At 69.2% G+C, this 24,840-nt stretch carries 19 protein-coding genes and 1 riboswitch; of the genes, 7 read left to right on the top strand and 12 right to left on the bottom strand.

Annotated features, from left to right (window positions below; translation table 11 throughout):
* Window positions 1–40: 40 nt before the first annotated feature.
* Window positions 41–874 carry a class I SAM-dependent methyltransferase gene (locus ACPEH8_RS13425; RefSeq protein WP_423667081.1) on the top strand — a complete coding sequence of 278 codons (834 nt, stop codon included), beginning with the start codon at window positions 41–43 and terminating at the stop codon, window positions 872–874.
* On the opposite strand, the gene ACPEH8_RS13420 is transcribed toward ACPEH8_RS13425, so the two are convergent.
* Genes ACPEH8_RS13420 through cyoA form a run of 7 tightly spaced genes read right to left on the bottom strand, consistent with a single transcriptional unit; the run spans window position 834 to window position 7,328 of the window.
* A complete protein-coding gene (locus tag ACPEH8_RS13420; protein ID WP_423667078.1) occupies window positions 834–2,360 on the bottom strand; it encodes an MFS transporter in 1,527 nt (508 codons plus the stop codon). The two genes, ACPEH8_RS13425 and ACPEH8_RS13420, sit on opposite strands and share 41 nt — an antisense overlap.
* Complete coding sequence (locus ACPEH8_RS13415) at window positions 2,357–2,926, bottom strand: SCO family protein (RefSeq protein WP_229296405.1); 570 nt, start codon at window positions 2,924–2,926, stop codon at window positions 2,357–2,359. The genes ACPEH8_RS13420 and ACPEH8_RS13415 overlap by 4 nt, the downstream gene beginning before the upstream one ends.
* Window positions 2,923–3,405: a copper chaperone PCu(A)C gene (locus ACPEH8_RS13410; protein ID WP_423667075.1), complete on the bottom strand. Its 483-nt coding sequence runs from the start codon at window positions 3,403–3,405 to the stop codon at window positions 2,923–2,925. The genes ACPEH8_RS13415 and ACPEH8_RS13410 overlap by 4 nt, the downstream gene beginning before the upstream one ends.
* Entirely contained in the window at window positions 3,402–3,740 is a 339-nt protein-coding gene (cyoD, locus tag ACPEH8_RS13405; RefSeq protein ID WP_017356213.1) for a cytochrome o ubiquinol oxidase subunit IV, read from the bottom strand. Before cyoD ends, ACPEH8_RS13410 begins: the two co-directional genes overlap by 4 nt.
* The gene (cyoC, locus tag ACPEH8_RS13400; RefSeq protein WP_017356212.1) at window positions 3,737–4,375 is read right to left on the bottom strand and encodes a cytochrome o ubiquinol oxidase subunit III; all 639 of its coding nucleotides are present in this window, start codon (window positions 4,373–4,375) and stop codon (window positions 3,737–3,739) included. Before cyoC ends, cyoD begins: the two co-directional genes overlap by 4 nt.
* The gene (gene cyoB / locus ACPEH8_RS13395; protein ID WP_423667072.1) at window positions 4,372–6,351 is read right to left on the bottom strand and encodes a cytochrome o ubiquinol oxidase subunit I; all 1,980 of its coding nucleotides are present in this window, start codon (window positions 6,349–6,351) and stop codon (window positions 4,372–4,374) included. Before cyoB ends, cyoC begins: the two co-directional genes overlap by 4 nt.
* A 2-nt stretch (window positions 6,352–6,353) precedes the next feature.
* Entirely contained in the window at window positions 6,354–7,328 is a 975-nt protein-coding gene (gene cyoA, locus ACPEH8_RS13390; protein WP_153164037.1) for a ubiquinol oxidase subunit II, read from the bottom strand.
* Window positions 7,329–7,519: 191 nt separating this feature from the next.
* On the opposite strand from cyoA, the gene ACPEH8_RS13385 reads away from it, so the two are divergent.
* The 4 genes from ACPEH8_RS13385 to pnuC all read left to right on the top strand — a co-directional run bounded on the left by ACPEH8_RS13385 (window position 7,520) and on the right by pnuC (window position 13,092).
* Complete coding sequence (locus tag ACPEH8_RS13385) at window positions 7,520–8,902, top strand: PLP-dependent aminotransferase family protein (protein WP_423667069.1); 1,383 nt, start codon at window positions 7,520–7,522, stop codon at window positions 8,900–8,902.
* Between the two features lie 91 nt (window positions 8,903–8,993).
* Complete coding sequence (locus ACPEH8_RS13380) at window positions 8,994–10,127, top strand: phosphotransferase enzyme family protein (RefSeq protein WP_423667066.1); 1,134 nt, start codon at window positions 8,994–8,996, stop codon at window positions 10,125–10,127.
* A gap of 39 nt (window positions 10,128–10,166) precedes the next feature.
* Window positions 10,167–10,263: riboswitch (TPP riboswitch) on the top strand.
* A gap of 70 nt (window positions 10,264–10,333) precedes the next feature.
* Window positions 10,334–12,505, top strand: coding sequence for a TonB-dependent siderophore receptor (locus ACPEH8_RS13375; protein ID WP_017356207.1), 2,172 nt, complete (start codon window positions 10,334–10,336; stop codon window positions 12,503–12,505).
* Window positions 12,502–13,092, top strand: a complete 591-nt coding sequence (gene pnuC, locus ACPEH8_RS13370) for a nicotinamide riboside transporter PnuC (RefSeq protein WP_017356206.1) — start codon at window positions 12,502–12,504, stop codon at window positions 13,090–13,092. Before ACPEH8_RS13375 ends, pnuC begins: the two co-directional genes overlap by 4 nt.
* A 120-nt stretch (window positions 13,093–13,212) precedes the next feature.
* On the opposite strand, the gene ACPEH8_RS13365 is transcribed toward pnuC, so the two are convergent.
* Genes ACPEH8_RS13365 through ACPEH8_RS13355 form a run of 3 tightly spaced genes read right to left on the bottom strand, consistent with a single transcriptional unit; the run spans window position 13,213 to window position 16,528 of the window.
* The gene (locus tag ACPEH8_RS13365; protein ID WP_017356205.1) at window positions 13,213–13,428 is read right to left on the bottom strand and encodes a heavy-metal-associated domain-containing protein; all 216 of its coding nucleotides are present in this window, start codon (window positions 13,426–13,428) and stop codon (window positions 13,213–13,215) included.
* A 59-nt stretch (window positions 13,429–13,487) separates the two neighbouring features.
* Window positions 13,488–13,982: a Cu(I)-responsive transcriptional regulator gene (gene cueR / locus ACPEH8_RS13360; protein WP_153164032.1), complete on the bottom strand. Its 495-nt coding sequence runs from the start codon at window positions 13,980–13,982 to the stop codon at window positions 13,488–13,490.
* A gap of 23 nt (window positions 13,983–14,005) precedes the next feature.
* Complete coding sequence (locus ACPEH8_RS13355; RefSeq protein ID WP_423667064.1) at window positions 14,006–16,528, bottom strand: heavy metal translocating P-type ATPase; 2,523 nt, start codon at window positions 16,526–16,528, stop codon at window positions 14,006–14,008.
* A gap of 189 nt (window positions 16,529–16,717) precedes the next feature.
* On the opposite strand from ACPEH8_RS13355, the gene ACPEH8_RS13350 reads away from it, so the two are divergent.
* Both ACPEH8_RS13350 and ACPEH8_RS13345 read left to right on the top strand, forming a co-directional pair.
* Window positions 16,718–18,502: an FAD-binding protein gene (locus tag ACPEH8_RS13350; RefSeq protein WP_423667061.1), complete on the top strand. Its 1,785-nt coding sequence runs from the start codon at window positions 16,718–16,720 to the stop codon at window positions 18,500–18,502.
* A 247-nt stretch (window positions 18,503–18,749) separates the two neighbouring features.
* The gene (locus ACPEH8_RS13345; RefSeq protein WP_026070789.1) at window positions 18,750–19,142 is read left to right on the top strand and encodes an OsmC family protein; all 393 of its coding nucleotides are present in this window, start codon (window positions 18,750–18,752) and stop codon (window positions 19,140–19,142) included.
* A 176-nt stretch (window positions 19,143–19,318) separates the two neighbouring features.
* On the opposite strand, the gene ACPEH8_RS13340 is transcribed toward ACPEH8_RS13345, so the two are convergent.
* A complete protein-coding gene (locus ACPEH8_RS13340; RefSeq protein WP_423667058.1) occupies window positions 19,319–20,152 on the bottom strand; it encodes an OmpA family protein in 834 nt (277 codons plus the stop codon).
* A gap of 89 nt (window positions 20,153–20,241) precedes the next feature.
* Window positions 20,242–24,804: a YadA-like family protein gene (locus tag ACPEH8_RS13335; RefSeq protein ID WP_423667055.1), complete on the bottom strand. Its 4,563-nt coding sequence runs from the start codon at window positions 24,802–24,804 to the stop codon at window positions 20,242–20,244.
* Window positions 24,805–24,840 lie beyond the last annotated feature (36 nt).

Raw genomic sequence — 24,840 nt, 5'->3', positions numbered from 1 at the left:
GGGCTCCCTCCCCTGCTGGCAAGTCCGAAGCGAGTCCGCGATGACCGACACCCCCCAACACGCGCTGTGGAATGGCCCGGCCGGCCAGGCGTGGGTGCAGGCGCAGTGCCTGCTCGACGCCATGTTCGCGCCCCTGGCGCGGGTGCTCGCCGATGCGGTCCCGCCGGGCGCGGATTGGCAGGTGCTCGATGTCGGCTGCGGCACCGGCGCGGTGAGCCTGGCAATTGCCGGCCGGCTGGGCACCGATGGCCACTGTACGGGCGTCGACATCTCCGCACCGATGATCGACACCGCACGCGCAAGGGCGCGCGACGATGCCGTGGCGGCAACCTTCCTGGTCGCCGACGCACAGCGCCATGCCTTTCCAGCCGCCCGCCTTGACCGCGTGGTGTCACGCTTCGGGGTGATGTTCTTTGACGATCCGCAGCGTGCCTTTGCCGGACTGCGCGATGCCACCCGCACCGGCGGCGCCCTGCACGCCATCGTCTGGCGCGCGGCGGCCGAGAACCCGTTCATGACCACCGCCGAACGCGCGGCGGCACCGCTGCTCCCGCTGCCGCCGCGCCCCACGGGCGGCCCGGGGCAGTTCGCGTTCGCCGACCGCGACGCGGTCGCGGACCTGCTGGCAGCGAGCGGCTGGACCGATATCCGGATTGAACCGCTGGACGTGGTCTGCCGCATCACGCGTGCGGAGCTGACGCGCTACGTGGCCCTGCTGGGTCCGGTGGGCCAGGCGCTGCGTGACCCGGACGTCGATGCCGCGCGCCGCACCCGCGTGCTGGCGGCGATGGACGCGGCGTTCGCGCCCTTCATCGATGGCGACACAGTGGCCTTCACCGCCGCCTGCTGGGCGCTGCACGCCCGCGCGCCCTGACCGGTGGTCGCATCAATACCCCGGTCAGCGCCAGTGCGGCCAGTGCGATGCCCGCCGCCGTCAGGAACGCATACACCGCGCCGCCTGCATACGCCTGGCGTGCCAGGTGCCCCATGCCATCGGCGGCCATCGACAGCTCGCCCACCACCACGCGCTCCAGCAGGGCCGGCGACACGGCGTGACCGGCCTCGGCAAAGGACTGTGCCGCCGTGGCGCGTACCTGGCTCGACAGCACCGCGCCCAGCGTGGCGAAGCCGAGCAGAATGCCCGAGAACCGCGCGGTCGTACTGATCCCGGAGGCCATGCCCGCGCGCTCGGGCGGCATCACGCTCATGATCGCCTTCTGCGTTTCGCCATTGAGCAGCCCGCCCCCGCTGCCCAGCACCGCCATTGACAGCAGCAGGCCCAGGTCACTGTGCCGCCACAGCGCCAGTGCGATGCCGAGGTTGCCAAGCACCGCCACACCAAGGCCGAGCGCCAGCAGCCTGCCGGTCGGCCAGCGGCGGCCGAGACGACGCCCAGCGAAGGGCATCAACAGCATGGCCAGCGCAAACGGCAGCATGTGCAGCGCGGCCTCCAGCACACTGTCGCCGCGTACGTTCTGCAGCAACAGCGGCAGCAGCGAGGCCATTACCTGCACCGCTGCGGCATAGGCGAACATCGCGACCACCGCACCGACCACCGCCGGGTACCGGAACAGGCCCAGGTCGAGCATCGGCTGCGCAAGGAGGCGCTCGACCACCACAAAGGCGCCGGCCAGCGCGGCGGCGGCGAACAGCCAGGGCAGCACCGTCACGCTCGACCAACCCGCCACAGGGCCTCGGATCAATCCCCACGTCCATGCCAGCATCGCGCCGGCGAACAGCAGCACGCCCGGCACATCGAGCGGTCGTCGCTGCGGATCGCAGGAGTCGGCGATGCGGCGCGCGCTCATCGCGGCCAGCAGCAGGCACAGCGGCAGGTTCAGGTGGAAGGCCCAACGCCAGCCCAGCCAGGTTGCGATCACACCCCCGATCAGCGGTGCCAGCACCATCGTCAGGCCCATGATCGCGCCCCAGACCGCCCACGCCCGCGCACGCGACGCAGCGCCCTGGTGCGCATGGCCGATCAGCGACAGCGCTGGCGCCAGCATGAATGCCGCCGCCGCGCCCTGCCCGCCCCGTGCCAGGTACAGCACCGGCGCGCTCGCGGCCGCCCCGCAGGCCACCGAGGTCGCCGCAAACAACAGGAGCCCGATGACGTACAGCCGCCGGCGACCGATCCGGTCGGCCAGCGTTCCGGCCGGCAGCAGCAGCGAGGCGAAGCACAGGACGTAGGCGCTCACCACCCACTCGATATCGGCGAAGCTGGCCGACAGATCCCTTGCGATGGTCGGCAGCACCACGCCCACCACGTTGGTGTCCAGCACGGTCAGTGCGCAGCCCGCGGATGCCAGCAGCAGCACCGCATCCGGTCCGCCCACGCGTGCCGGCGCTGCCGGGTTCATTCGCCCGGCACGGCCAGGCGCGCGCGCAGCCTCGCTTCGATTTCGCGGTCGTCCAGCGCGTAGCCGTACACGTCCTGGAGCGCGCCATCGGCACCCAGCAGGAACCAGGACGCGGTGTGTTCGAAGGTCGCCGCGTCACCCTCGCCCACGCGGCGGTACGTCACGCCCAGGCTTTCAGCCACGGCACGGGTGCCGGCCTCGTCGCCGGACAGGCCGATGAAGCCGGGATCAAACGCGGCCAGGTACTCGCGCAGGTGCGCCGGCGTATCGCGTGCCGGATCGACCGTCACGAATACCACCTGCAGGCGGTCGCCAAGTGGACCCAGCCGGCGCTTGAACTGCACCGCCTTGTACAGGCTCAGCGGGCACACCTCGGGGCAGTGGGTGAAGCCGAAGAACAACAGCGTCGGCTGGCCCCGCAGCCCGGCGATGGACAGGCGCCGGCCGTCGCTGCTCTGCAATGCCACCGACTGCAGCGCGGCCTGCCCCATCACCGGCGCATCGGCCGCCTGGCAGGCCGCCAGCACCCCGCACGCCGCCAGCACCACTGTCCGCAACGCGCTCACCGGGCACCCCCCGACATCGCGTCAGCGTTGCGCACCACGAAGTCCACCGGCAGCGTTCCCGCGCGTTCGAACTGCAGCAGCACGCGGACCACCTGACCCTCCTGCAATGGCCGCTTGGGGGTCATCAACATGAGGTGGTAACCGCCGGGCTGCAGCGCTTCCGAGGCCCGGGCAGCCAACGGCAGGCCATCCGGCAATGCGTGCATGCGCATCACATCCCCGTCCATGCGCATCGCGTGGATCTGCACCTGCGCGACGTCCTTGCAGGTTGCGCCCACCAGGCGGTCGTCAGCGCCGGCATTGTGCAGCTGGATGTAGCCCGCCGCGACCTGCGCCGCCGGCGGCGGCAGCCGGATCCACGCTGCATCGTAGGTGATCCCCGGGGCCGCAGCAGGTGCGGCAACCGCATCCCCGGGCGAGCACACCGCGCCGGCACCGGTCAGGATGGCCGCGAGCAGGACGCCAGACACGTGCGTCATTGCATCGGCATCATGTTGAGCATGGCGTTGTGCATCACCCATAGCGAGCCGGCCACCACGATGGCGATCAGGAACGCCGTGCACAGGAAGATGCCGGTGTTCTCCCGCTGGCTGCGGCCAGCCCCGATATGCAGGAACAGCACCAGCTGGGCCACCAGCTGCACCACGCACAGCACCACGATGGAGGTGAGCCGCAGCGGCTGGGGCACCAGTTCGGTCATGACCACGCCAAACGACGCGCCGGTCAGCACCAGGCACAGCACCAGACCGGCGATGTAGCCCTTCAGGGTGGCGTGGCCACCGCCGTGATCGGCATCGGCAGCAGAGTGGCTCATACGAACTCCCGCAGGTAGACGAAGGTGAACACACAGATCCAGATCAGATCCAGGAAGTGCCAGAACAGGCTCAGGCAGGCCAGGCGGCGGCGCACGATGCCATCCAGGCCGAACGTCAGGACCTGGTGGATCATGATGGCCAGCCACAGCAGGCCGAACGTGACGTGCAGGCCGTGCGTGGCCACCAGGGTGAAGTACGCCGACAGGTAGGCGCTCACATCCGGGGTTGCGCCCTCATGGATCAGTTCGGCGAACTCGTACAGTTCCATGCCGATGAACACTGCACCCAGCACACCCGTTACGGCGAGCCAGCCGACCACCTGGTTGCGTCGCCCGGCCTGCATGCCAAGCATCGCCAGGCCGAAGGTGAAGCTGCTGAGCAGCAGCACCACCGTCTCGGACAGCACGAACCCCAGCTTGAACAGCTCCTTGCCGCTGGGGCCGTCGGCGGTCCCGTTGAGCAGCACCCCGAACGTCGCGAACAGCACCGCGAAGATCAGGCAGTCGCCCATCAGGTACATCCAGAATCCGACGACGGTCTTGCTGCCGTCGTCATGGTGCTCGTGCGCGGCGTGGTGCCGGCCGACGTCGCGTGTCTCGTGCAGCGGCGCTGCACTCCGGGTATCGCCGCTCATGCCCTGGCTCCTTCCATCTGCGCAAGGTGCGCCTCTTCGATGCGTTTCACCTCGGCCGCGGGCACGTAGTAGTCCACGTCGCGGTCATAGGAACGCAGCACGAACGTGGCGATCACACCGACCAGACCGATGCCGGCCAGCACCCACATATGCCAGACCAGCGCGAAGCACAGCACCAGACTGAACGCCGAGATCACCACGCCGGAGGCGGTGTTGCGTGGCATATGGATGTCCTCGTAGTGGTCCTGCCGCTGCCAGGCGCGGCCATGCTGCTTGTCGTCCCAATGCTGTTCCAGCGACGTGATCACCGGCAGCCTGGCGAAGTTGTAGAACGGCGGCGGCGAGGACGTCGCCCATTCCAGGCTGCGCGCATTCCACGGGTCGCCGGTCAGGTCCTGGTTGGCCTTGCGGTCGCGCACGCTGACGTAGAACTGGATGAACATCGCCGCGATACCGGCAGCGATCACCAGTGCACCGATGGCCGCCACGATCAGCCACGGCTGGTAGCCGTCGATCGCGTAGTGGTTCATGCGCCGGGTCATGCCCTTGAAGCCAAGCACGTACAGCGGCATGAAGGCCAGGTAGAAGCCGATCAGCCAGCACCAGAAGGAGATCTTGCCCCAGCGCTCGTTGAGGGTGAAACCGAACGCTTTCGGGAACCAGAAGCTGATGCCGGCCAGGCAGCCGAACACCACGCCACCGATGATCACGTTATGGAAGTGCGCGATCAGGAACAGGCTGTTGTGCAGAACGAAGTCCGCGCCCGGAATGGCGAGCATCACGCCGGTCATGCCACCCAGTGCGAAGGTGACCATGAAGCCGATCGTCCACATCGTCGAGGAGTGGTAGCGGATGCGCCCCCGGTACATGGTGAACAGCCAATTGAACAGCTTCACCCCGGTAGGAATGGAGATGATCGAGGTCATGATGCCGAAGAACGCATTGACGTTCGCGCCCGAGCCCATCGTGAAGAAGTGGTGCAGCCACACAAAGAACGACAGGATGCCGATGGACGAGGTCGCGTAGACCATCGAACGGTAGCCGAACAGCGGCTTGCCGGAGAAGGTGGCGATGATCTCGGAGAACGCGCCGAAGCACGGCAGGATCAGCACGTAGACTTCCGGATGGCCCCAGATCCAGATCAGATTGACGTACATCATGGCGTTGCCGCCGGCATCATTGGTGAAGAAGTGCATGCCGAAGTAGCGATCCATCGTCAGCAGCGCCAACGTCGCGGTCAGCACCGGGAAGATCGCCACGATCAGGATGTTGGTGATCAGCGCGGTCCAGGTGAACACCGGCATCTTCATCAGGTCCATGCCCGGCGCACGCATCTTGAGGATGGTCACGATGAAGTTCAGGCCGGTCAGCGTGGTGCCGATACCCGATACCTGCAGCGACCAGATGTAGTAGTCCACGCCCACTGTGGGGCTGTACTCGATCCCCGACAGCGGCGGATAGGCCACCCAGCCGGTGGCGGCGAAGTCGCCGACGAACATCGACGCCATCACCAGCACCGCGCCCACCGCCGACAGCCAGAAACTGAGCGCGTTCACGAACGGGAACGCGACGTCGCGCGCGCCGATCTGCAGCGGCACCACCACGTTCATCAGGCCCACGATGAGCGGGGTCGCCACGAAGAAGATCATGATCACGCCGTGCGCGGTGAAGATCTGGTCGTAATGCTCCGGCGGCAGGTAACCGGCCGCATCGTTGGCGGCGATCGCCTGCTGGGCGCGCATCATCAGAGCGTCTGCAAAGCCTCGCACCAGCATGACCAGCGCCAGGATGATGTACATCACACCGATCTTCTTGTGGTCCACCGAGGTGATCCACTCGGTCCACAGATAGCCCCACTTCCTGTAGTACGTGATGGCCGCGATGATCGCCGCGCCCAGCAGCACCGAGCCCGCCAGTGCCGACATGATGATCGGGTCGTGGTAGGGAATCGCTTCCAGGTTCAACTTTCCAAGCACAATCAGTTCTCCGCGGTACGGCTGGCAGGCGCGGCCAGGCTCACCAGTTGGGATGTGGCGCCAGGCTCCTCGCCCGGCAGGCAGATTTCGTCGTCGGGCATGCCGCCGTAGCGACGCACCACGCTGGAGAACAGGCCGGCATCGACGCTGGCGAAGCGCTGCATCGGTGCGCCGTGGGTCGGCGTTTCCAGGACCTCCAGGCGCGTCGCGCCCAGGTGCTCCCCGGTACCGCGGGCCTGCACCAGCCACTGTTGGAAGTCCGCCTCGGTGACCACGCGTGCATCGAACTTCATGTCCGAGAAGCCCGAGCCGCTGTAGGCCGAGGACATGCCGGCGTAGGTGCCTGGCGTGTGACCGATCAGGTGCAGGCGGGTCTGCATGCCGGCCATTGTGTACACCATGCTGCCAAGCTGCGGCACGAAGAAGGCGTTCATCATCGACTCGGAGGTCAGCTTGAACGCCACCGGCGTATCGACCGGCATCACCAGCTCGTTCACCGTGGCCACGTTGTGGTCGGGGTAGATGAACAGCCACTTCCAATTGAGTGCCACCACTTCCACGCGCAGCGGCGCCTTGTCCGAGGCAATCGGCCGGTACGGGTCCAGCGCGTGCGTGCTGCGCCAGATCAGCACGCCCAGCACCACCACGATCAGGCACGGAATGGTCCACACGACCACTTCGATCGCGGTGGAGTGCGACCAGTCCGGTGCGTAGGTCGCCCGGGTGTTGGATTCGCGGTAGCGCCACGCGAAGTACAGCGTGAGCAGGATCACCGGCACTACCACCAGCAGCATCAGTCCGGTACAGACCAGGATCAGCTGCATCTCCTGCTCGGCGATACTGCCCTTGGGATTGAACAGCTCCAGGTTGCTGCACCCTGAAAGCAGCGGCAGCAGGGCGGCGAGGCCGAACCATCGTCCGGCGTTGCGGCGGCCGGACGATGGCGTCCGGCGAGCGGTGTGTATAGCTGGGTTCATGCGTGACGGCCCTTCCAACGCGGTACCCGGGCCGGGGCGGCCCGTAACAGGAAAGTGGCGGACGCCCCCCTGCATGACCGATATGCATGGGGGGTGCCCGCCGCAGCCGCGTACGTTAGGCAACGACATGATCCATACATGATGCGACACACTGTCGCCGGCGCCTGTGCGGCGGCGGGTAAGATGCGGCAATGAACGCAACGACCGCCGAGTGGCAGCGCCTCATCGCCGACGGCCACGGGCCGGTGTGCCTGCGCATCGTGCAGGCGCTGGAGCGCGCGGTCTGGTCCGGCACGCTGCGCCCCGGCCAACGCCTGCCGGCGCAGCGCAGCCTGGCCAGCGAGCTTGGCGTGGACCTGACCACGATCACCCGCGCCTTCAACGAGGCACGCAAGCGCGGGCTGATCGACGCGCGCGGGCCGTTGGGTTCGTTCGTGGCACCGCCGCAGGTCGAGCTGGCGCAGCTGGTCGACCTGAGCATGAACCTGCCGCCGAGCCCCGGCGGCAGCCAGGTGGCCGAGGTGCTGCGGCGCGGGCTGTCGTCGGTACTGACCCGCAGCGATGCCGGCAACCTGATGACCTACCACGTCGGCGGCGGCAGCGCGGCCGACCAGTTGGCGGCCGCCCAGTGGCTGAAACCCATCCTGGGTCGATGCGAGCCGGCACGGCTGGTGGTCACCGAAGGCGCGCAGGCAGCGTTGTCGGCGTTGCTGCTGGCCCTGACCGACGCAGGCGATACGGTGCTGTGCGAGCCGCTGGTGTACCCCGGCCTGCTGCACGCCGCACGGGTGCTGCAGCGGCGTCTGCAGGTGGTGGACAGCGACGAGCACGGCATGCGCCCGGACGCGCTGCGCCGGCTTGCCCGCACCACCGGCGCGCGCGTGGTCTACCTCAACCCGACCGCGCAGAATCCCACCGCACACACGCTGCCCGACGCCCGTCGGCGCGCGTTGGCCGAGGTGCTGCGCGCGCAGGACCTGCATCTGATCGAGGACGACCCGTACTGGCTGCTTGCCGAGGATGCGCCTGCCCCGCTCGCGCTGCTCGCGCCCGCGCACACCTGTTACATCTCCACCCTGTCCAAATGCCTCAGCCCGGGGCTGCACACCGCATTCGTGCACCTGCCCGACGGCGTCGCCCGGCAGGCGGTGCTGGATGCGCTGCGTGCCGTCAACCTGATGGCACCGCCCCTGATGAACGCACTGGTCACCCAGTTGATCCTGGACGGCTCGGCGCAGGCAATGCTCAGGCTGGTTCAGGACGAGGCCGCCGAGCGACGCTACCTGGCGCGCTCCGCGCTGTCGCCCCGGTTCCTGCAGGCCTGCGCCGGCGTGCACGCCTGGTGCCGGTTGCCCGCGCACTGGACCGATGTCAGCCTGACCCACGCCGCCCGCCTGCAGGGCCTCGGCATCGCGCCGTCGTCGGCCTTCACGCCGGAAGGCGTGGCAATCAGCGATGCCGTACGGATCTCGCTGGGGGCAGCCGCCGACCGCCAGGCGCTGCATCGGGCGCTGCGCCAGCTCGACCAGCTGATGCACCTGCCTGCGGGCCAGGAAGCGACATGGACGGTGTGAGCACCGCGCCGGGCGGAGTAGCATGTGCACCCCCGCTGCGACGGCAGGCCCGTCGGCCTGTCCCCGCAGCACCGTCTCCGACCGCCACGCCATGACCCTTCCCAACCACCGCGTCCAGGGCCTCGACAACGACGAGGTGGCCCCCGACTGGCCCGCCATCGATGCGACCGAGATCGCCTGGCTGCGCACGCGCTTCCCTGCGTTGCAGGGGGATGCAGCGCTGCAGTGGCACAGTCCCCGCCCGCTGTCCGCGGCGGCCATCGTCGGCCACGGCGCGGATGCGGTGTTCGTCAAGCGGCACCACGCCACCGTGCGCAGCGCCGCCACCCTGCAGGAAGAGCACGGGTTCATCGACCACCTCGCCACACGGGGCGTTCCGGTGGCTTCACTGCTGCGTGACCGGGATGGCGCAACAGCGGTCGAGCATGCCGGCTGGACGTACGAACTGCATCGTGTGGGCCACGGCGTCGACCTGTATCGCGACGCACCGTCCTGGACACCGCTGACCGACGTGGGCCACGCCCGTGAAGCCGGCCGCGCCCTCGCAGAACTGCACCAGGCCGCTGCCGGTTACACCGCCGCCCAGCGCGGCACCCATCTGCTGGTGGCCCGCGACGACCTGATCCGTGCCCGCGACCCGCTCGCGGCGCTCGCCGCGCAGCTGGACGAGCGCCCCGCCCTCGCCGACTACCTGGCCGGCACCGCCTGGCAGGACGATCTGCAGCGCGATCTGCTGCCCTGGCATGCGCGCGTGGGCGTGCGCCTGGACCAGGAACCGCGATTGTGGGCACACAACGACTGGCACGTGTCCAACCTGCTCTGGCACCAGGACGTCACCGGCGACCGGGTCGGCACGGTGCTCGACTTCGGCCTGGCCTCGCCGACCAGCGCCCTGTTCGACCTCGCCACCGCGATCGAGCGCAATGCGATCGCCTGGCTGGACCTGGACGGCACGATGCCGGTCCGGCCCGATATCGCGCTGGCGCTGGTCGACGGGTACCGGGCCGTACTGCCGCTGTCGGCGGCACGCGTTCATCTGCTGGCGGACCTGCTGCCGCTGGTGCACCTGGATTTCGCCCTGTCCGAGGTGGAGTACTTCCACGGCGTGACGCGGTCCACGCCCAACGCACATGTGGCCTACCGGACCTTCCTGCTGGGCCATGCGCAGTGGTTCGGCACGCCCCGCGGCACCGCGCTGCTGGCGGGGTTGCATGCCGCTGCCTGAACCCGTGCTCGCAAACGCGCGCCAATTGGTGTGAAATAGCCGCTGAAGCGGGGGTGCCTGGCAAAAACCAGGCTGAGAGAGTCCCTTGGAACCTGATCCGGTTTGCACCGGCGTAGGGAGCTTTGAGCAGTGGGCGCAGGGACCGTTGACGGTCGATGCGCGCGCGCCGTCGCTTCGTCTCCTTTTGCTGGCTGATGACGAATCGAATGAACCGCTGCTATTCCCCTGCGTTGCTCACCGTCGCATTGTGCGCCGCCCTGCCGCTGTACGCGGCCGAACCTGCCCCGGATTCCGCCGACCGCTCGCCGACCGAGCTGGCTGCGGTGCGCGTGCAGGCCCGCCAGCCGGCCGCCGATACCGCGCAGTCCACCAGTTTCGGCGCCGGCGACTGGAAGAGCACCCCGGCCTCGGTGACGCGGCTGGATCGGACGCAGATCGAACGCCGCCACCTGCGCACCCTGTCCGAGATCGCGACCCAGGACGCGTCGCTGGGCGACAGCTATGCCCCGGTCGGCTACTACCAGAACATCGCCATCCGCGGTTTCGCGCTGGATACCGCCACCGGGTACCGGTTCAACGGCCTGCCCATTGCCGGCGAGCAGCGGCTGGCGCTGGAGAACGTGCAGACGGTGGAGATACTCAAGGGCGAAGCCGGCCTCGCCGCCGGCGTGATGTCGCCCGGCGGCATCATCAACTACGTCGGCAAGCGTGCCGCAGACGTGCGCACGGCAACCCTCGGCACCGATGCCGAAGGCTCGCGCTATGCCGCTGTGGACGTGGGCCAGTGGCTGACGCCGCGTTTCGGCGTGCGGGTCAACGCCGCCTGGGAGGACACCGCCTCCTACATCGACCATGCCGACGGTCGCCGCAATTTCTATTCGGTGGCGGCCGACTGGCTGATCGGCGAGCGCGGCAAGCTCGAGGTGGACGCCAACTACCAGACCAGCGCGCAGCGTTCGGCCTCCGGTTACCAGCTGCTTGGCGCCACGGTGCTGCCGCGCGGCGTGGACCGGTCGCGCATGCTGGGCCACCAGGCCTGGCAGCAGCCGGTGGGCATCGACAGCACCAACATCACCGCGCTGCACACCTATGACTTCAGCCCGGACTGGCAGTCGCGCGTCTCGGTCAGCCACAGCCGCACGGTCATCGACGACAACGTCGCCTTCGCCTACGGCTGCTACTACGCCGCGTCCTGCGCCGATGGCAGCGTGCCGGGCAACTACTTTGGTCCGGATGGCGCCTACGACATCTACGACTACCGCAGCCCGGACGACACCCGTCGCAACCAGGCCGCACGCGCCGAGCTGCGCGGCACCCTGCGGACCGGCCGCGTCGAACACGCACTGACCTTCGGCGCGGAGACCTTCCGGCGCACGGTGGATAAACGCCGCAACGTCAACGAATACGTGGGCACGGCCAACGTCAACGACGCGCAGGTGCCGCAGTTCGCGCCGTCGCCCCGGCAGCCGGGCGCCTCGGCGCGCCGCCTGGACAGCCGGCAGAATGCGGTGTTCGCGCTGGACCGGATGCGCCTTGGCGACGACTGGGAATGGCTGGCGGGTGGCCGCTTCGTACGTCTCAACGAGCGCGCCTACAGCAAGGCCGGCGTCCCCGAACGCCACAGCCGGCTGTCGCGCTTCCTGCCGCAGACCGCGCTGGTGTGGAAGGCTACCGACGAGGTCAGTGCGTACGCCAGCTACGTCCGTGGCATCGCGCTGGGCCAGGAGGCCCCCTTCTGGACCAGCAATGACGGCACCTTCCTTGCACCGATGCTGTCGCGCCAGGTCGAGGTGGGCGTCAAATTTGCCTCCGCCGATGCGCTGACCCTCGGCGCGGCCCTGTTCCGCACTACCCAGCCCTACCAGTACGCCATGCCGGACCAGAGCGACGCCGGCTTCACGTTCGTCCAGGCAGGACAGCAGGTCCACACCGGACTGGAACTCACCGCACAGGGCCACCTGACCGAGCGGCTTGAACTGAACGCCAGTGCCAGTGTGCTGCAGGCGCGCGCGCACGATACCGGCACTGCGGCCCACGAGGGCCATCAACTGGTCAACGTGCCCAAGGTGCGCGCCACGGTGCATGCCGATTACCAGGTGCCGTCCGTGCCGGGCCTGGGCGTGACCGGCGGCTGGCGCTATGCAGGCGCGAACGTGGCCACGGTCGACGGAGCGGTGCGTGCACCGGCCTACCACGTGTTCGACGTGGGCGTGCGCTATCGCCATCTGCTGCGCGAGCGGCCGGTGACCTGGAACCTCACGGTCGACAACGTCACCGATCGCTTCTATTGGCGCGATACCGGCAGCAGCGCCGGCGACTACTACCTGTTCGCCGGCGCACCGCGCCAGGCGCGCCTGTCGGTGACGTTCGGGCTGTGAACGCCGCCGTGCTCGAGTGGACGGCGGCGATCGTCAGCATGGCGGGCGTCGCCATGATGGGGCGCCGCTGGATGATCGCCTGGCCGGTCGGCCTGCTGTCGGTGGCCCTGTATGCGCTGGTCTTCATCGAGGCCCGCCTGTACTCGGACACGCTGCTGCAGGTGGCCTTCGGCGCGTTCCTGGTCTACGGCTGGCTCAGCTGGCGCCGGCATGCGGTGGAAGACGGTGCGATCGTCATTGCGCCGCTGTCGGCTCGCCATGCGTGGCGCGACCTGGGCATCGGCGTGGTGTCCGGCATCGCGCTGGGTGCGGCAATGCACACCTTCACCGATGCCGCCCTGCCCTGGCTGGATGCGCTGCTGGCCGCACTGAGCCTGGTGGCCCAGTGGTGGCAGGCGCGCCGGCACGTGGCGGCGTGGTGGCTGTGGATCCTGGTCGATGTCGTGTACGTGGGCATGTACCTGGTCAAGTCGCTGCACGTGACCGCCGTGCTCTACCTGGTCTTCGTCGGCCTTGCGGTGATGGGCCTGCGGGCCTGGTCCGCCGCCGCTGTTCCGCCGGCGCCCCTGGCAGCCCGACACCGCTGAGCAGGGGCCGGCGGCGCCGTGCCGGCCGGCCCGGCCAGGCGTCCCCACAGGGACGCCTCCGCCGCGAGCGAGGGCAGGATCACCAGGAGGTGATGCCGGGCATGCATTGCGGTCCCCCGGTCAGCTGCGCGCGGCATCGGGCCGCGCGGTGTGCGGGTACCCTGCCGCGAGCAGGGCGGCCAGCAGGACGCTTTCATCGCGTTCCGACTGGACCTCCACCGAGCGCGCGGACGGATCGGTTTCGATGCGGGCCCGAGGATCGGCATCGAGCAGCGCGCGGGTCACGGAATGGGCGCAGCCGCCGCAGGTCATGTTGGGAATGTGGAACTGGAACATCGTGTCTACCTGTTGAGTGAAGGTGTCCGATCACTCTCCGGCCTGACAGCATGGCAATGTCAACGGTTTTTCCGTGTGCCGGTGCGGCGTGACGGCACCGGCGCATCGACGCCGAACAACGGCGCTCTGCGCGCCGCCGGCGGCGTCTGCGCCACCGCGTCGACGGCCGGTTCGGCCAGGTCGGCGATGATCGGGCAATCGGGCCGGTCATTGCCGTGGCAGTGCTCGGCGAGGTGTTCGAGAGTGCCGACCATCGCCTGCAGTTCGTCAATCCGCGCCTTCAATCCGGCCACATGCGAGAGTGCCATCGCCTTTACATCGGCGCTGGCGCGGGTGCGGTCGCGCCACAGCACCAGCAGGTCGGCGATCTGTTCCACCGAGAAGCCGAGGTCGCGCGCACGCCGGATGAAGCGCAGGCTGTGCGCGTCCTGGGGACTGTAGTGGCGATAGCCGGCCTCCGAGCGCAGCGCCTTCGGAATCAGGCCGATCTGTTCGTAATAGCGGATCATCTTCGCCGAGACGCCGGAAAACTGCGCCGCTTCACCGATGTTCATGGCTTCACCCTCTCGTGGACCGTTCAGAGGGTACCGGCTCGCGCCGGTACATGGGGCGCCTGGAAGCGCTTGAGACGCAACGCGTTGCCCAGCACGAACACGCTGGACAGCGCCATCGCGGCCGCCGCGAAGATCGGCGAGAGCAAGGTGCCACTGATCGGATACAGCGCACCGGCGGCCACCGGAATCAACAGCGCGTTGTAGGCGAACGCCCAGAACAGGTTCTGTTTGATGTTGCGGATGGTCGCCTTGCTGATCGCGATGGCATTGGCCACGCCGCGCAGGTCGCCGGAGATCAGCACCACATCCGCCGCCTCGATCGCCACGTCGGTACCCGACCCAATCGCCAGCCCGACATCGGCCGCGGCCAGCGCCGGGGCGTCGTTGATGCCGTCGCCCACGAACGCAACGCGCATGCCGGTAGCACGCAGCTGCTGCAGCGCGGCGACTTTGCCGTCGGGCAGCACCTCGGCCACCACGTCGTCGATGCCGAGCTGGCCGGCGATGGCGGCAGCGGTTGCGGCATTGTCACCGGTGATCATCGCGACCTTGAGTCCGATCGCATGCAGCGCGCGGATCGCCTCGGGCGTGGTCTCACGGATCGGATCGGCAACCGCGATCACCGCCGCGAGGCGGCCGTCGATGGCCGCGTACAGCGGACTGCGGCCCTGCGCGCCCAGGCGCCCGGCGGTGGCGACGAACGCCGTGACATCCAGTCCCAGCCGGGTCATGTAGCGGTCCGCGCCCACCGCGACGCTGCGGCCGGCCACCGTGGCCGAGACACCAAAGCCCGGCACCGCATCGAAGTTCCCGACAGCGGCCAGCGCCAGATTGCGCTGCCGTGCGGCGGCCACGATCGCCGCGCCGATCGGATGCTCGGACTGCGTCTCCACCGCTGCCACCAGGGCCAGCACCTCGTCGGAGGCGAAGCCGTCGGCGATCTCCAGATCGGTCAGTTCCGGACGCCCCTTGGTCAGCGTACCGGTTTTGTCCAACGCGACCACGCCCACATCGCGCAGGGCCTGCAGCGCCTCGCCCTTGCGGAACAGCACGCCCAGCTCGGCCGCGCGGCCGGTGCCGACCATGATCGAGGTCGGCGTGGCCAGCCCCATCGCGCAGGGGCAGGCGATGATCAGCAACGCCACCGCGTTGACCAGCGCGAAACTCAGCGCCGGTGCGGGCCCGAACAGCAGCCACACCACGAACGTCACCACGGCGGCGGCCATCACCGCCGGCACGAACCACAACGTCACCTTGTCCACCAGCGCCTGGATCGGCAGCTTGCTGCCCTGCGCCTGCTCGACCAGGCGGATGATCTGCGCCAGCACGGTGTCAGCGCCCACCTGGGTGACCTCGAAGCGGAACGCACCGGTGGTGTTGATCGTGCCGCCAACCACGCTCGCCCCGGCCTGCTTGGCCACCGGAACCGGTTCGCCGGTGATCATGCTCTCATCCACGTAGGAGCTGCCGTCGACCACCGTACCGTCCACCGGCACCTTCTCGCCCGGCCGGACCAGCACGACATCGCCGGTCACCACCTGGTCGAGCGCGATCTCCTGCACCTGGCCATCGCGTTCCACCCGTGCGGTCCGGGCCTGCAGCCCGACCAGGCGCTTGATCGCCTGCGAGGTACGCCCTTTCGCGCGTGCTTCCAGTACGCGACCGAGCAGGATCAGCGTGACAATCACGGCCGCGGCCTCGTAATAGATGTTCGCGGTGCCGGCCGGCAGCACCTGCGGTGCGAATGTCGCCACCAGGGAATAGCCATACGCGGCCGCCGTACCGACCGACACCAGCGAATTCATGTCCGGCGCGCCCCGCAGCAGTGCCGGGATGCCCTTGCGGAAGAAGCGCAGACCCGGCCCGAACAGCACCAGCGTGGTCAGCACGAACTGCACATACGCGTTGGTCTGTCCGCCCAGGGTGTGCTGCACCCAGTGGTGCAGCGCTGGAATCAGATGGGCGCCCATCTCCAGCACGAACACCGGCAGGGTCAATGCCGCTGCCACTGTCAGCGCACGCCGCAGCGAGCGGTCCTCCGCTTCGCGGCGTTCGGCGTCCTCGTCGGCCGACTGCGTGGTGCCGGCCGACACCGCCTGGGCGACATAGCCCGCCCGCTCGACTGCCGCGATCAGGTCGGCAAGGGCCACCGCGCCGTCCAGGTGGCGCACCCGCGCACGCTCGGTGGCGAGGTTGACGCTTGCCTCCAGCACTCCGGGCACCGCCGTCAGCGCACGCTCGACGCGACCCACGCACGACGCGCAGGTCATCGCCTGGATCACCAGTTCAGTGGTGGCGGCGCGCACCTTGTAGCCGGCATGCTCGATCGCCGCCGCAACCGCCGGTGCATCGGGCACACCCTCAAAGGTGATGTCCGCGCGTTCGGTGGCCAGGTTGACCGACGCCTGACGGACGCCCGCGACCGCGCCCAGCGCGCGCTCGACCCGGCCAACGCAGGACGCACAGGTCATGCCGTCGACGGGCACGCTGATGCGCACGCTCGCAGACGGGTCGACAGGGGGAGCAGGAGTGGCGCTGGGCGACATGGCGGCCTCGGAACGGGATTCGGGAGATCAAGGGTAAAGATTCCCATCATGGGAAGGTCAAGCCCGTCCCTGCCCGGCCGCCACTCGTCCCACAGGGGCCTGCATTCGGCCCCGGCCCAATGACGGCGGGCCTCGCCGGGCGGACACTGGCCCCTGAACAGATGGCCCGGAGGCCGAGGACACACCGCCATGAAACGACGCGACTGCCTGAAGGCCGGACTGGTACTGCCGCTGCTCCCCCTGTTGTCCAAGACCACCGCCCCCCTTCCACCCCGCCTGCCGAGGGTGCGTCCGGGCAGCGCGGGCTGGCCGTGCGATGCCGAGTGGGCGCGACTGTCACGGGCCGTCGGCGGTCGTCTCTCCCTTCCGCAGTCGCCCTTCCTTGGGGACGCAACCGCGCGCGCCGAGGCCCTGGCCCAGATCCACAACCCGTTCTACATCGGCGACCAGCCGGCACTGACCCAGACCAGCGGCTACTACGGCGCCTGGCGTTCGGTGCCCAGTGCCCGGGCGATAGCCGCGACCAGCAGCGAAGATGTTGCCGCAGCGGTCAATTTCGCCCGCCGGCACCGGCTCCGGTTGGCGATCAAAGGCGGCGGACACAGTTACCACGGTACCTCCTGCGCCCCCGATTCGCTGCTGGTGTGGACCCGGGCGATGAACCAGGTGGAGGTGCACGACGCGTTCATCCCGCACAACGCGCGGGCGGGAACTGCCGCCGAGCCTGCCGTGAGCCTGGGCGCCGGCGCGATGTGGATCGATGCCTACGATGCGGTCACCACCCGGCGCGGTCGCTACGTGCAGGGCGGTGGCTGCACCTCGGTGGGCGTGGCCGGTCTGGTTACCGGCGGTGGCTTCGGCAGTTTCTCCAAGGCGTACGGCAGCGCGGCCTCGCACCTGCTGGAGGCTGAGGTGGTGACCGCCGACGGCCGTGTGCGGGTGGTCAACGCCGACAATGACGCCGAGCTGTTCTGGGCACTGAAGGGGGGCTGCGGCGCGAGCTTCGGCGTCGTCACCCGCCTGACCCTCCGCACCCACGCGCTGCCGGACACCTTCGGGGGCGTTTCGCTGGCGGTACGGGCCGACAGCGATGGCGCCTGGCACGACCTGGTCGTGGAGATGCTGCGCTTCTACCGCGACGCCCTGTGCAATCCGCACTGGGGCGAGCAGATCGCGTTCCGCGGCGAACGCACGCTGCGCGTCTCGATGGTGGTCCAGGGGCTGGCCAAGGACGATGCGGAGGCGGTCTGGGCGCCGTTCCTGGCGTGGCTCCAGGCGCGTCCGGCCTATCGCATCGTCGAGCCCCTGCAGGCGCTGTCACTGCCGGCCCGCCACATGTGGGACGCGGCGTTCTTCCGCGCGCACGCCCCGCAGTTCATCGCAGAGGACACCCGCGCCGACTCGCCGGCACAGCACATGCTGTGGAAGGGCGACCAGGGCCAGGTAGGCTGGTTCCTGCACGGCTACGCCTCGGTCTGGCTGCCCTCGGACCTGCTGTCAGACGCCCGGCGTACGGCAGCGGCCACCGCGATCTGTGCCGCTGCCGCGCACATGGACGTGGAACTGCACTGCAACAAGGGGCTGTTCGGCGCGCCCGCCGGGGCGCTGGCCGCCGCGCGCAATACCGCCACCCATCCGGGCGTTCTGGATGCCTTCGCCCTGGCGCTGATCGGCAATGCGGGCGGGCCGGTGTATCCCGGTTGCGGCGGCCAGGTGGACGAAGACCGCGCGCGCTCGGGCGCCGTGCGGGTGGGCCGTGCCTACGCCGCCCTGCGCGACGTGGCGCCCGACCCGGCCACCTATGTCTCCGAGTGCGACTACTTCCAGCCGCAGTGGCAGCAGGCGTTCTGGGGGCCGCACTACCCACGGTTGCTGGCCGCCAAGCGCCGCTACGACCCGGAAGGCCTGTTCGTGATCCATCACGGTGTGGGCAGCGAGGACTGGAGCCCGGATGGCTTCATCCCGCAGGGGTAGCGTGTGCGGGACGCGGTGGGTCCGTTCGCTGCAGCGTTCCCGGCCGCCCGCTTGTTCGCAACGCTCCCGTCCGCCGCTGCAGTGTGCCCCCGGGTTTTGTGCGATGCCGCCGCTGCCGCGCTGAAGGTGGGCATTGCCGGTCTCCAATGAGCAGTCCTGCACCGGTGCATTCCAGATACGCCGGCCTGCCCCGCAACGGCACGTGCCATGCTCGGCACCTCATCCCAACCGGAAGGTGTCGCGCATCATGGCCCAAGTCCAGATCGTTTCAGACGGCCCCAACTACCGTCACCAGATCCACAGCGGAGCGCATGCACTGGTTGCCGACGAACCCGCCAGTCTGGGCGGCCAGGGCGCCGGCTTTGCCCCGTTCGACCTGTATCTGGCCGCGCTGTCGGCCTGCACCGCGATCACCCTGCGCATGTATGCCGAGAAGAAGGGCTGGGAGCTGGGCGAGTTCCGTGCCGAACTGAGCTCGCGTCGCGACGCCGCCGACCGGCTGGTGGTGCACCGGGTACTGCACGCCAGCGCGCCGCTCACCGATGCGCAATGGGCGCGGCTGCTGGAGGTGGTCGAAAAGACGCCGGTCACGAAAGTGATGCGCGAAGGCGCCACCATCACCAGCGAACGCGGCGTCTGACGCCGCGCCTTGGCGGAGAAGAATGGCCCGGCACGCCGCTCCCAGATCGATGACGGGGGAGACATCTCGCTGTGAAAGCGGCGGGCCGGGACAAGGGGGTGCGCACGGCGTGCACAGGCAGGCCGGTACGCGGAAGGAAGGGGACCGGAACGTGTCTCTGCGCTGGGCCAGCGCGATCAGCGCGGTGTGGCCATCCCCGACAGTTCCACACGGCGGTTCGGCGCCAGGCAGGCGATCAGGGCCTTGCGTCCTGCCGAATCGCACTGCACCAGCGGGTTGGCCTTGCCACGGCCTTCGGCGATGATCGCCGCCGCCGGCACGCCCCCCTGCACCAGTGCATCGCGGACGGCCTGCGCCCGGCGCTGCGAGAGATCAAGGTTGTAGGCATCGGTGCCGATGCGGTCGGTGTATCCCAGCACCTGGATGGTCTGCACCTGGCTGGCGCTGCGCACCTGCGCCAGCAGGCCCTCGATGCTGCGGCGCCCTTCGGCGGTGAGCACCGCGCTGTCGAAAGCGAACAGCGCATCGGCCGACAACCGCAGTGGCTCGGCGGGCATCACGACCGGGGCCGGCGGCGGCGGCGGGGCCGGCGGCTGCAGGACCGTCGCGCAGGCAGCCGGTTTCCAGTGGCTGTCCTGGGCGATGCCCTTGTTGTCGAAGGTGACCATGAACTGGCAGGTGAAGTAGTCACCGCCGGGCGTGCTGCGGAAATTGAACAGGTAATTCCATTCGCGCACCCCCCACATGCCCTCGCCGAAATGCGGCGTGCCGAGCACGCTGTAGAGCTGACGCTTGCTCATGCCGCGCGCGAACAGGCGCAGGCTGTCGATGTCCACGAACAGCCCTTCCTTCAACGTGGCCTTTCGCGGGTCCGGGAACGCGGGGGCATCGGGCGCTGCGCTGCCGGCCTCCTGCATGCCCGGACCGTCGGCCTTGCGCCCGTGGCTGGCGCAGGCACTGAACAGCAGGACCGCCAGCCCCAGCGACAGCGAGCGCAGCAGCGGTGACATGGATGTGGATGATGTGGACATGCGATCCCCCTGGATAGGTGCAGGTAGCCAGCCGCTGGAGCGCCGGCGGGTGCCGGCGCCCACGGCGATCACCACTGGATGCCGGCGCCCACGGCGACACCGCCGTCGCCGCGACTGTTGGTCGACCCGCTGAACTTGTAGATCCAGCGGCCGCCTTCGGAGACGCCCGAGATGCCCACGGCCACCCCGGATTCGCCGTTGAAGCTGCCGGCGGCCAGCGAAGCCATGCTGCGACCGGCCTCGTAGGGCTGCGGCAGCGCCGCCACCGCCATCGCCGAGGCGACGCCGGCCGAGGCACGGTTGTCGGTCTTCTGCAGGTTGCGGTCGAACGAATCCATGCGCTGATCGGTATACGCCTTGGACCAGTCGAGCGTCTGGCTCAGCCCCGAGCGCAGCTGGTCCACATTGACCGCATCGGTACCGGCAGTGCCGGCGGCGACGTTGCGCACGGTGGTCGGGCCGGTAGCGGTGCTGCCCAGGGTCACGCTGTTGAGGTTGGTGGTGCCGTTGACGTTGGTGTCGTAGCGCAGCGTGCCCTGCTGCGAGGCCTGCAGCTGGCGCACGTTGACCGCGTCGGTGGCCTGGCTGCCATCGGCGACGTTGGCAATCTGCCGTTCCGCACCCACGCTGCCCACCGACACGGTATTGGCCCGGTTGGCCACCGAGCCTGCGCCCAGCGCCACCGAGTTGTCCGCCTGCGCGCTGGCCCCGTTGCCCAGTGCGGTAGCGCTGCTGCCTGCTGCCGTGGCCCCAGCACCGCCGGCGGCGGCATTGGCGCCGGTGGCCGACGGCTGTGCCAGCCCTTGGGTGTTGTTGACCTGGAACATGCCCGACGTGCCATTGTTGATGTTGGTGATCTGCGTGTCGGTGTAGGCCTTGGACTGGTCGATGGCGTAGTTCACGCCGTTCTGCAGCTGGCCGACGTTGACCGCGTCATAGCGCTCGGAGCCATCGGCCACGTGGGTGACCTTGCGCTCCGCGCCGCTGCTGCCCACCGCCACTTCACCCACCGAGCTGCTGGCGCCGGCGGCACCGTAGGCGCCGGTATAGCCGCTCTGCGCCCCCACGCTTGCCACCGAGCCGCTGCCCAGAGCGATGCTGTTGTCTGCCGAAGCGCTGGCGCCATCGCCCACGGCCACGCTGCCCGCACCGCCGGCGCTGGCCAGCGGTCCGATCGCCACGCTGTTGGCGCCGCTGGCGGCGGCGCCCCGCTTGAGCGAGTTGACCTGCACATACGGGCTGCCGGCACCCGGCTGGATCTGGTCGATGCGCGTGTTGAGCGTGGTCAGCGACGCATCCACCGCTGCGAAGGCCGTTGTGACGTTGCTGTAATCGTTGCCGACCACGCTGCCGTCGGTGGAAATCGTGGAGATGCGGAAGGTCGGCGCAGTCCAGATGCCCGTGTTGCCGTCAAAGCTCGTGGTGCCGCCGAAGTAGCCGACCAGCGCGTTGTTGGTCTGGAACAGCTGGTTGCCGGTCACCGCCGCGCGGCTGCCGGCCAGCACGCTGCCGTCGGCGAGGTTGTCCAGGCCCACCGCCGCACCGGTGCCGTCACCGGTCAGGGTGATCTGGTTGGTGGCATTGCCCGAGGCATCCACGTCGTACTTGACCGCCAGCTTGTCGATGGTGTCGGTCTGGTCGGCCACGTTGGCCAGCGACTGGCTGACCGCATCGAATGCACTGCCGACGTTGTCGTACGTGCCCGGGGTGACCTGCCCGTTGGTGGCGACCTGGTTGATCGTATAGCTCGGCGCGGTGAGCACCCCGCTGGCATCCACCGCGGCACCGCCGCCCAGGTGGGTGGCCACGGCCTGGTTGGCCGCGAACAGCTGGGCGCCATTGATCGCTTCGGTGCTGAGGGCACCCACCACACCGGCGCCGATGTTGCGCAGCGTGGTCGGCCCGGTCCCGTTGCCGAGCGTGGCGCTGGCGAAGTTGAGGCTGCCGTCCGGATTCTCGTCATAGCGCAGGGCCCCCTGCTCGGACGCCTGCAGCTGCCCCAGGTTCACCGCATCGGTGGCCTGCGTGCCGGCCGCGACATTCACCACCTGACGCTCGCTGCCCACCGCACCCACCGAGACCGTACCGCTGCGGTCGGCCACCGCCCCTGCGCCCACTGCGATCGCGTTGGCCGCCGTTGCCGTGGCGCCCGTGCCCACCGCGATGCTGTCCAGACCGGCGGCGCTGGCGTCGATGCCGGTGGAATTGACCTTCAGGTAGCGGCTGCCTGCGCCGTTGCGGATATCGGTGATCTGCGTACTGAGATTCACCAGCGAACCGTCCACCGCCGAGAATGCGTCGGTGGCGTTGTCATACACGCCCTGCGCGACCGCCCCGGTGCTGGAAATGGTGCTGATCTGGAAACTCGGCGCCGTCCATGCACCGGTCGCCGGATCATAGGCGGTGAGGCCGCCGAAGTAGTCCACGATCGCCGTGTTGGTGCCGAACAGCTGGTCGCCCGTGACCGCTTCGGTGCTGCCCGCCGCCACCGCACCATTGGCCAGGTTGCCGAGCGTGGTGGTGCCGGTACCCTCGCCCAGCGTGATCCGGCGATAGTTGGCATTGCCGGCGCCGTCGTCGTCGTAGGTGACCGCAAACGCACTGACCGCATCGATCTGCGAGATCGCGCCCTGCAGCTGGGCCACGTTGACCGCATCGTTGGCCGCGCTGCCGGCGGCCACGTTGGTGATCTGCCGTTCGCCACCGGCAAAGCCCACCGATACTTCACCGGCCGAGACCTGGGCAGTGGTCAGCCCGTAGGCGCTGTAACTGGCCTGCGCGCCACGGTTGGCGGCCGAGCGATAGCCCAGCGCCACACTGTTGGCCTGGCTGGAGGTGGCCTCCGCGCCCAGGATGGTCTGGCCGTTGGCCGTGCCGCGGGCACTGTCGCCCACCACCACCGAATGGCCCATGCGGGCGGCGTAGTCCGCCGTGGGTACGCCGGTCGGATCGGTCGGGTCGTTCACCCCGTTCCCCGGGAAAGCAATATTGGCGTCCTGGCGCGGCAGCTCATGTCGCGCGTTGGCGCCGATCACCACTTCCTTGGAGCCGTTGGCGTAGGCGCCATCACCCACCAGCACCTGGTAGTCCTGCGCCGCGTTGACCGCCCAGCAGTCCACGGTCGCCACCAGCAGGTTGACGCAGGTGTTGGACCACGCCGGCGAGCCGTCCGGCAGCAGGAGTCCGAGCAGACCGTTGGGCTTGCCGTTGTTGATATTGAAAATGTAGCTGTCGGAGGTGACACCGCCGATCAGCGTCAGGTGCGAGGCACCGCCGGTGGAGGCGTTGCCCAGTCCGTCGAGCAGCGTGCCGACCGGGGTCAGATTGACCGTCGGAATGCCCAGCACGTTGGTCACCGAGTACGTCTGCATGACGTTGGCGCTGCTGACCGCCAGGTTGCCGTTGCGCACGTAGCCATCGCCACCGAGCAGGCCCTGCGCGGTCGGCCCCACCAGCTGCGACAGCGAACCGACCAGCCCGCCGGTACCGATGACCAGGCCGGCATTGGGGTCGGCGGGCGCCGGTCCCTTCGGGCTGCCCGGCGGGAGCGCGGTCGGGGCCGGCAGCACGGTGCCCACCACCGGCTGGAGAATCCCGCCCACCGTGTTACCCACGCCGCCCAGCAGGTCACCCACGGTGCCACCGACACCATCGAGGACGCCGCCGACGGTGGTGCCCACACCGTTGAGCAGATCGCCCACCCCGCCGAGCAGGCCGGTCGGGGCAAGCGTCATCGAGCTGGTCTGTCGCGCGGCGGCCGAGACGTCCACGAGCTTGGGATTGCGGTCGGCCGCATCCACCCCGTGGCCCAGTGCAGCCACCTTGACGCCGCCCGCGGCGGTGGCGGCCAGCGAGGCGGCCACCGTGTCATGCGCAGGGGGGGCGTCCGCCTGCGCCAGGGCATCCACCTCCACCGTGACGTCGGCATCGACAGTGGCCACCGGCGTTGACGCCTTCACAGTGGCAGCGCTGTTGACCGCCGCGGTCACAGCCGCCGCGCCAGCGCGCGGTGCCAGGCCTGCGGCGGCCGTGGCCTGTACATCGACCTGCGCCTGGGGAGCCGCCGTTACGCCTGCCGCCTGCACGCCCGCGGCGGCATCAACCTGCACCCCCAGCCCCTGGTGCGGCACCGGGACCGTCGGCGCGACGCCAAGCGTGGCCTTCGCCACCGGCGTGTCAACGCGTACATCCACGCCCAACCCGGCCAGCGTGTCGCCGCTGCCAGGCAGCGCGATGCGCCTGGGCAGGGACAGCTCCACCTTGGCAGCAGCCGGTGCGGTGACGTTGCGGGTGCCGAGGGCGAGATTCACATTGGCCTGGGCGCTGAGCGCAGGCGAGGTGTCGCGGGTATGCGTGACGGCTGCCAGCGCGGCCTCGGCGTCGATCTTGACCGGCAGTGGCGCGTACTTGGCGGCCAGTGCCTGGAGATCGTTGAGTGTCTGGCTTTCGCCGGCCCATGCGCCGCCGCTGCACAGCGCAAGCGCCAGGCCGATCGACAGGGCCGACAGCGGCACGCGAAGGTGCACGCGGACCGGGCCCGCCGCCAGACTGCCACGCGAGGTGGCGATTTCCGAGACGACCACCAGGGCCTTCAGTTGATGGTTCCAGACCAGACGAAAGATGCGATTCATGACGGTATTCCCCCGTTTGACGATCGATGCGGACTG

This window comes from Stenotrophomonas sp. NPDC077461 (genome assembly GCF_049545475.1).
GTDB classification, from domain to species: Bacteria; Pseudomonadota; Gammaproteobacteria; order Xanthomonadales; family Xanthomonadaceae; genus Stenotrophomonas; species Stenotrophomonas nematodicola.
Note: the sequence above shows the minus strand (reverse complement) of the source record. Positions and strands in the feature narration are given on the sequence as shown.

Excerpts from the sequence above, each read along its gene's own strand:
- ACPEH8_RS13335 (WP_423667055.1), bottom strand. The coding sequence starts at position 24,804 with ATGAATCGCATCTTTCGTCTGGTCTGGAACCATCAACTGAAGGCCCTG.
- ACPEH8_RS13345 (WP_026070789.1), top strand. The coding sequence starts at position 18,750 with ATGGCCCAAGTCCAGATCGTTTCAGACGGCCCCAACTACCGTCACCAG.
- cyoA (WP_153164037.1), bottom strand. The coding sequence starts at position 7,328 with ATGAACCCAGCTATACACACCGCTCGCCGGACGCCATCGTCCGGCCGC.
- cyoC (WP_017356212.1), bottom strand. The coding sequence starts at position 4,375 with ATGAGCGGCGATACCCGGAGTGCAGCGCCGCTGCACGAGACACGCGAC.
- cyoD (WP_017356213.1), bottom strand. The coding sequence starts at position 3,740 with ATGAGCCACTCTGCTGCCGATGCCGATCACGGCGGTGGCCACGCCACC.
- ACPEH8_RS13340 (WP_423667058.1), bottom strand. The coding sequence starts at position 20,152 with ATGTCACCGCTGCTGCGCTCGCTGTCGCTGGGGCTGGCGGTCCTGCTG.
- ACPEH8_RS13425 (WP_423667081.1), top strand. The coding sequence starts at position 41 with ATGACCGACACCCCCCAACACGCGCTGTGGAATGGCCCGGCCGGCCAG.
- ACPEH8_RS13365 (WP_017356205.1), bottom strand. The coding sequence starts at position 13,428 with ATGTTCCAGTTCCACATTCCCAACATGACCTGCGGCGGCTGCGCCCAT.
- ACPEH8_RS13350 (WP_423667061.1), top strand. The coding sequence starts at position 16,718 with ATGAAACGACGCGACTGCCTGAAGGCCGGACTGGTACTGCCGCTGCTC.
- ACPEH8_RS13420 (WP_423667078.1), bottom strand. The coding sequence starts at position 2,360 with ATGAACCCGGCAGCGCCGGCACGCGTGGGCGGACCGGATGCGGTGCTG.
- ACPEH8_RS13410 (WP_423667075.1), bottom strand. The coding sequence starts at position 3,405 with ATGACGCACGTGTCTGGCGTCCTGCTCGCGGCCATCCTGACCGGTGCC.
- ACPEH8_RS13355 (WP_423667064.1), bottom strand. The coding sequence starts at position 16,528 with ATGTCGCCCAGCGCCACTCCTGCTCCCCCTGTCGACCCGTCTGCGAGC.
- ACPEH8_RS13385 (WP_423667069.1), top strand. The coding sequence starts at position 7,520 with ATGAACGCAACGACCGCCGAGTGGCAGCGCCTCATCGCCGACGGCCAC.
- cueR (WP_153164032.1), bottom strand. The coding sequence starts at position 13,982 with ATGAACATCGGTGAAGCGGCGCAGTTTTCCGGCGTCTCGGCGAAGATG.
- ACPEH8_RS13375 (WP_017356207.1), top strand. The coding sequence starts at position 10,334 with ATGAACCGCTGCTATTCCCCTGCGTTGCTCACCGTCGCATTGTGCGCC.
- ACPEH8_RS13380 (WP_423667066.1), top strand. The coding sequence starts at position 8,994 with ATGACCCTTCCCAACCACCGCGTCCAGGGCCTCGACAACGACGAGGTG.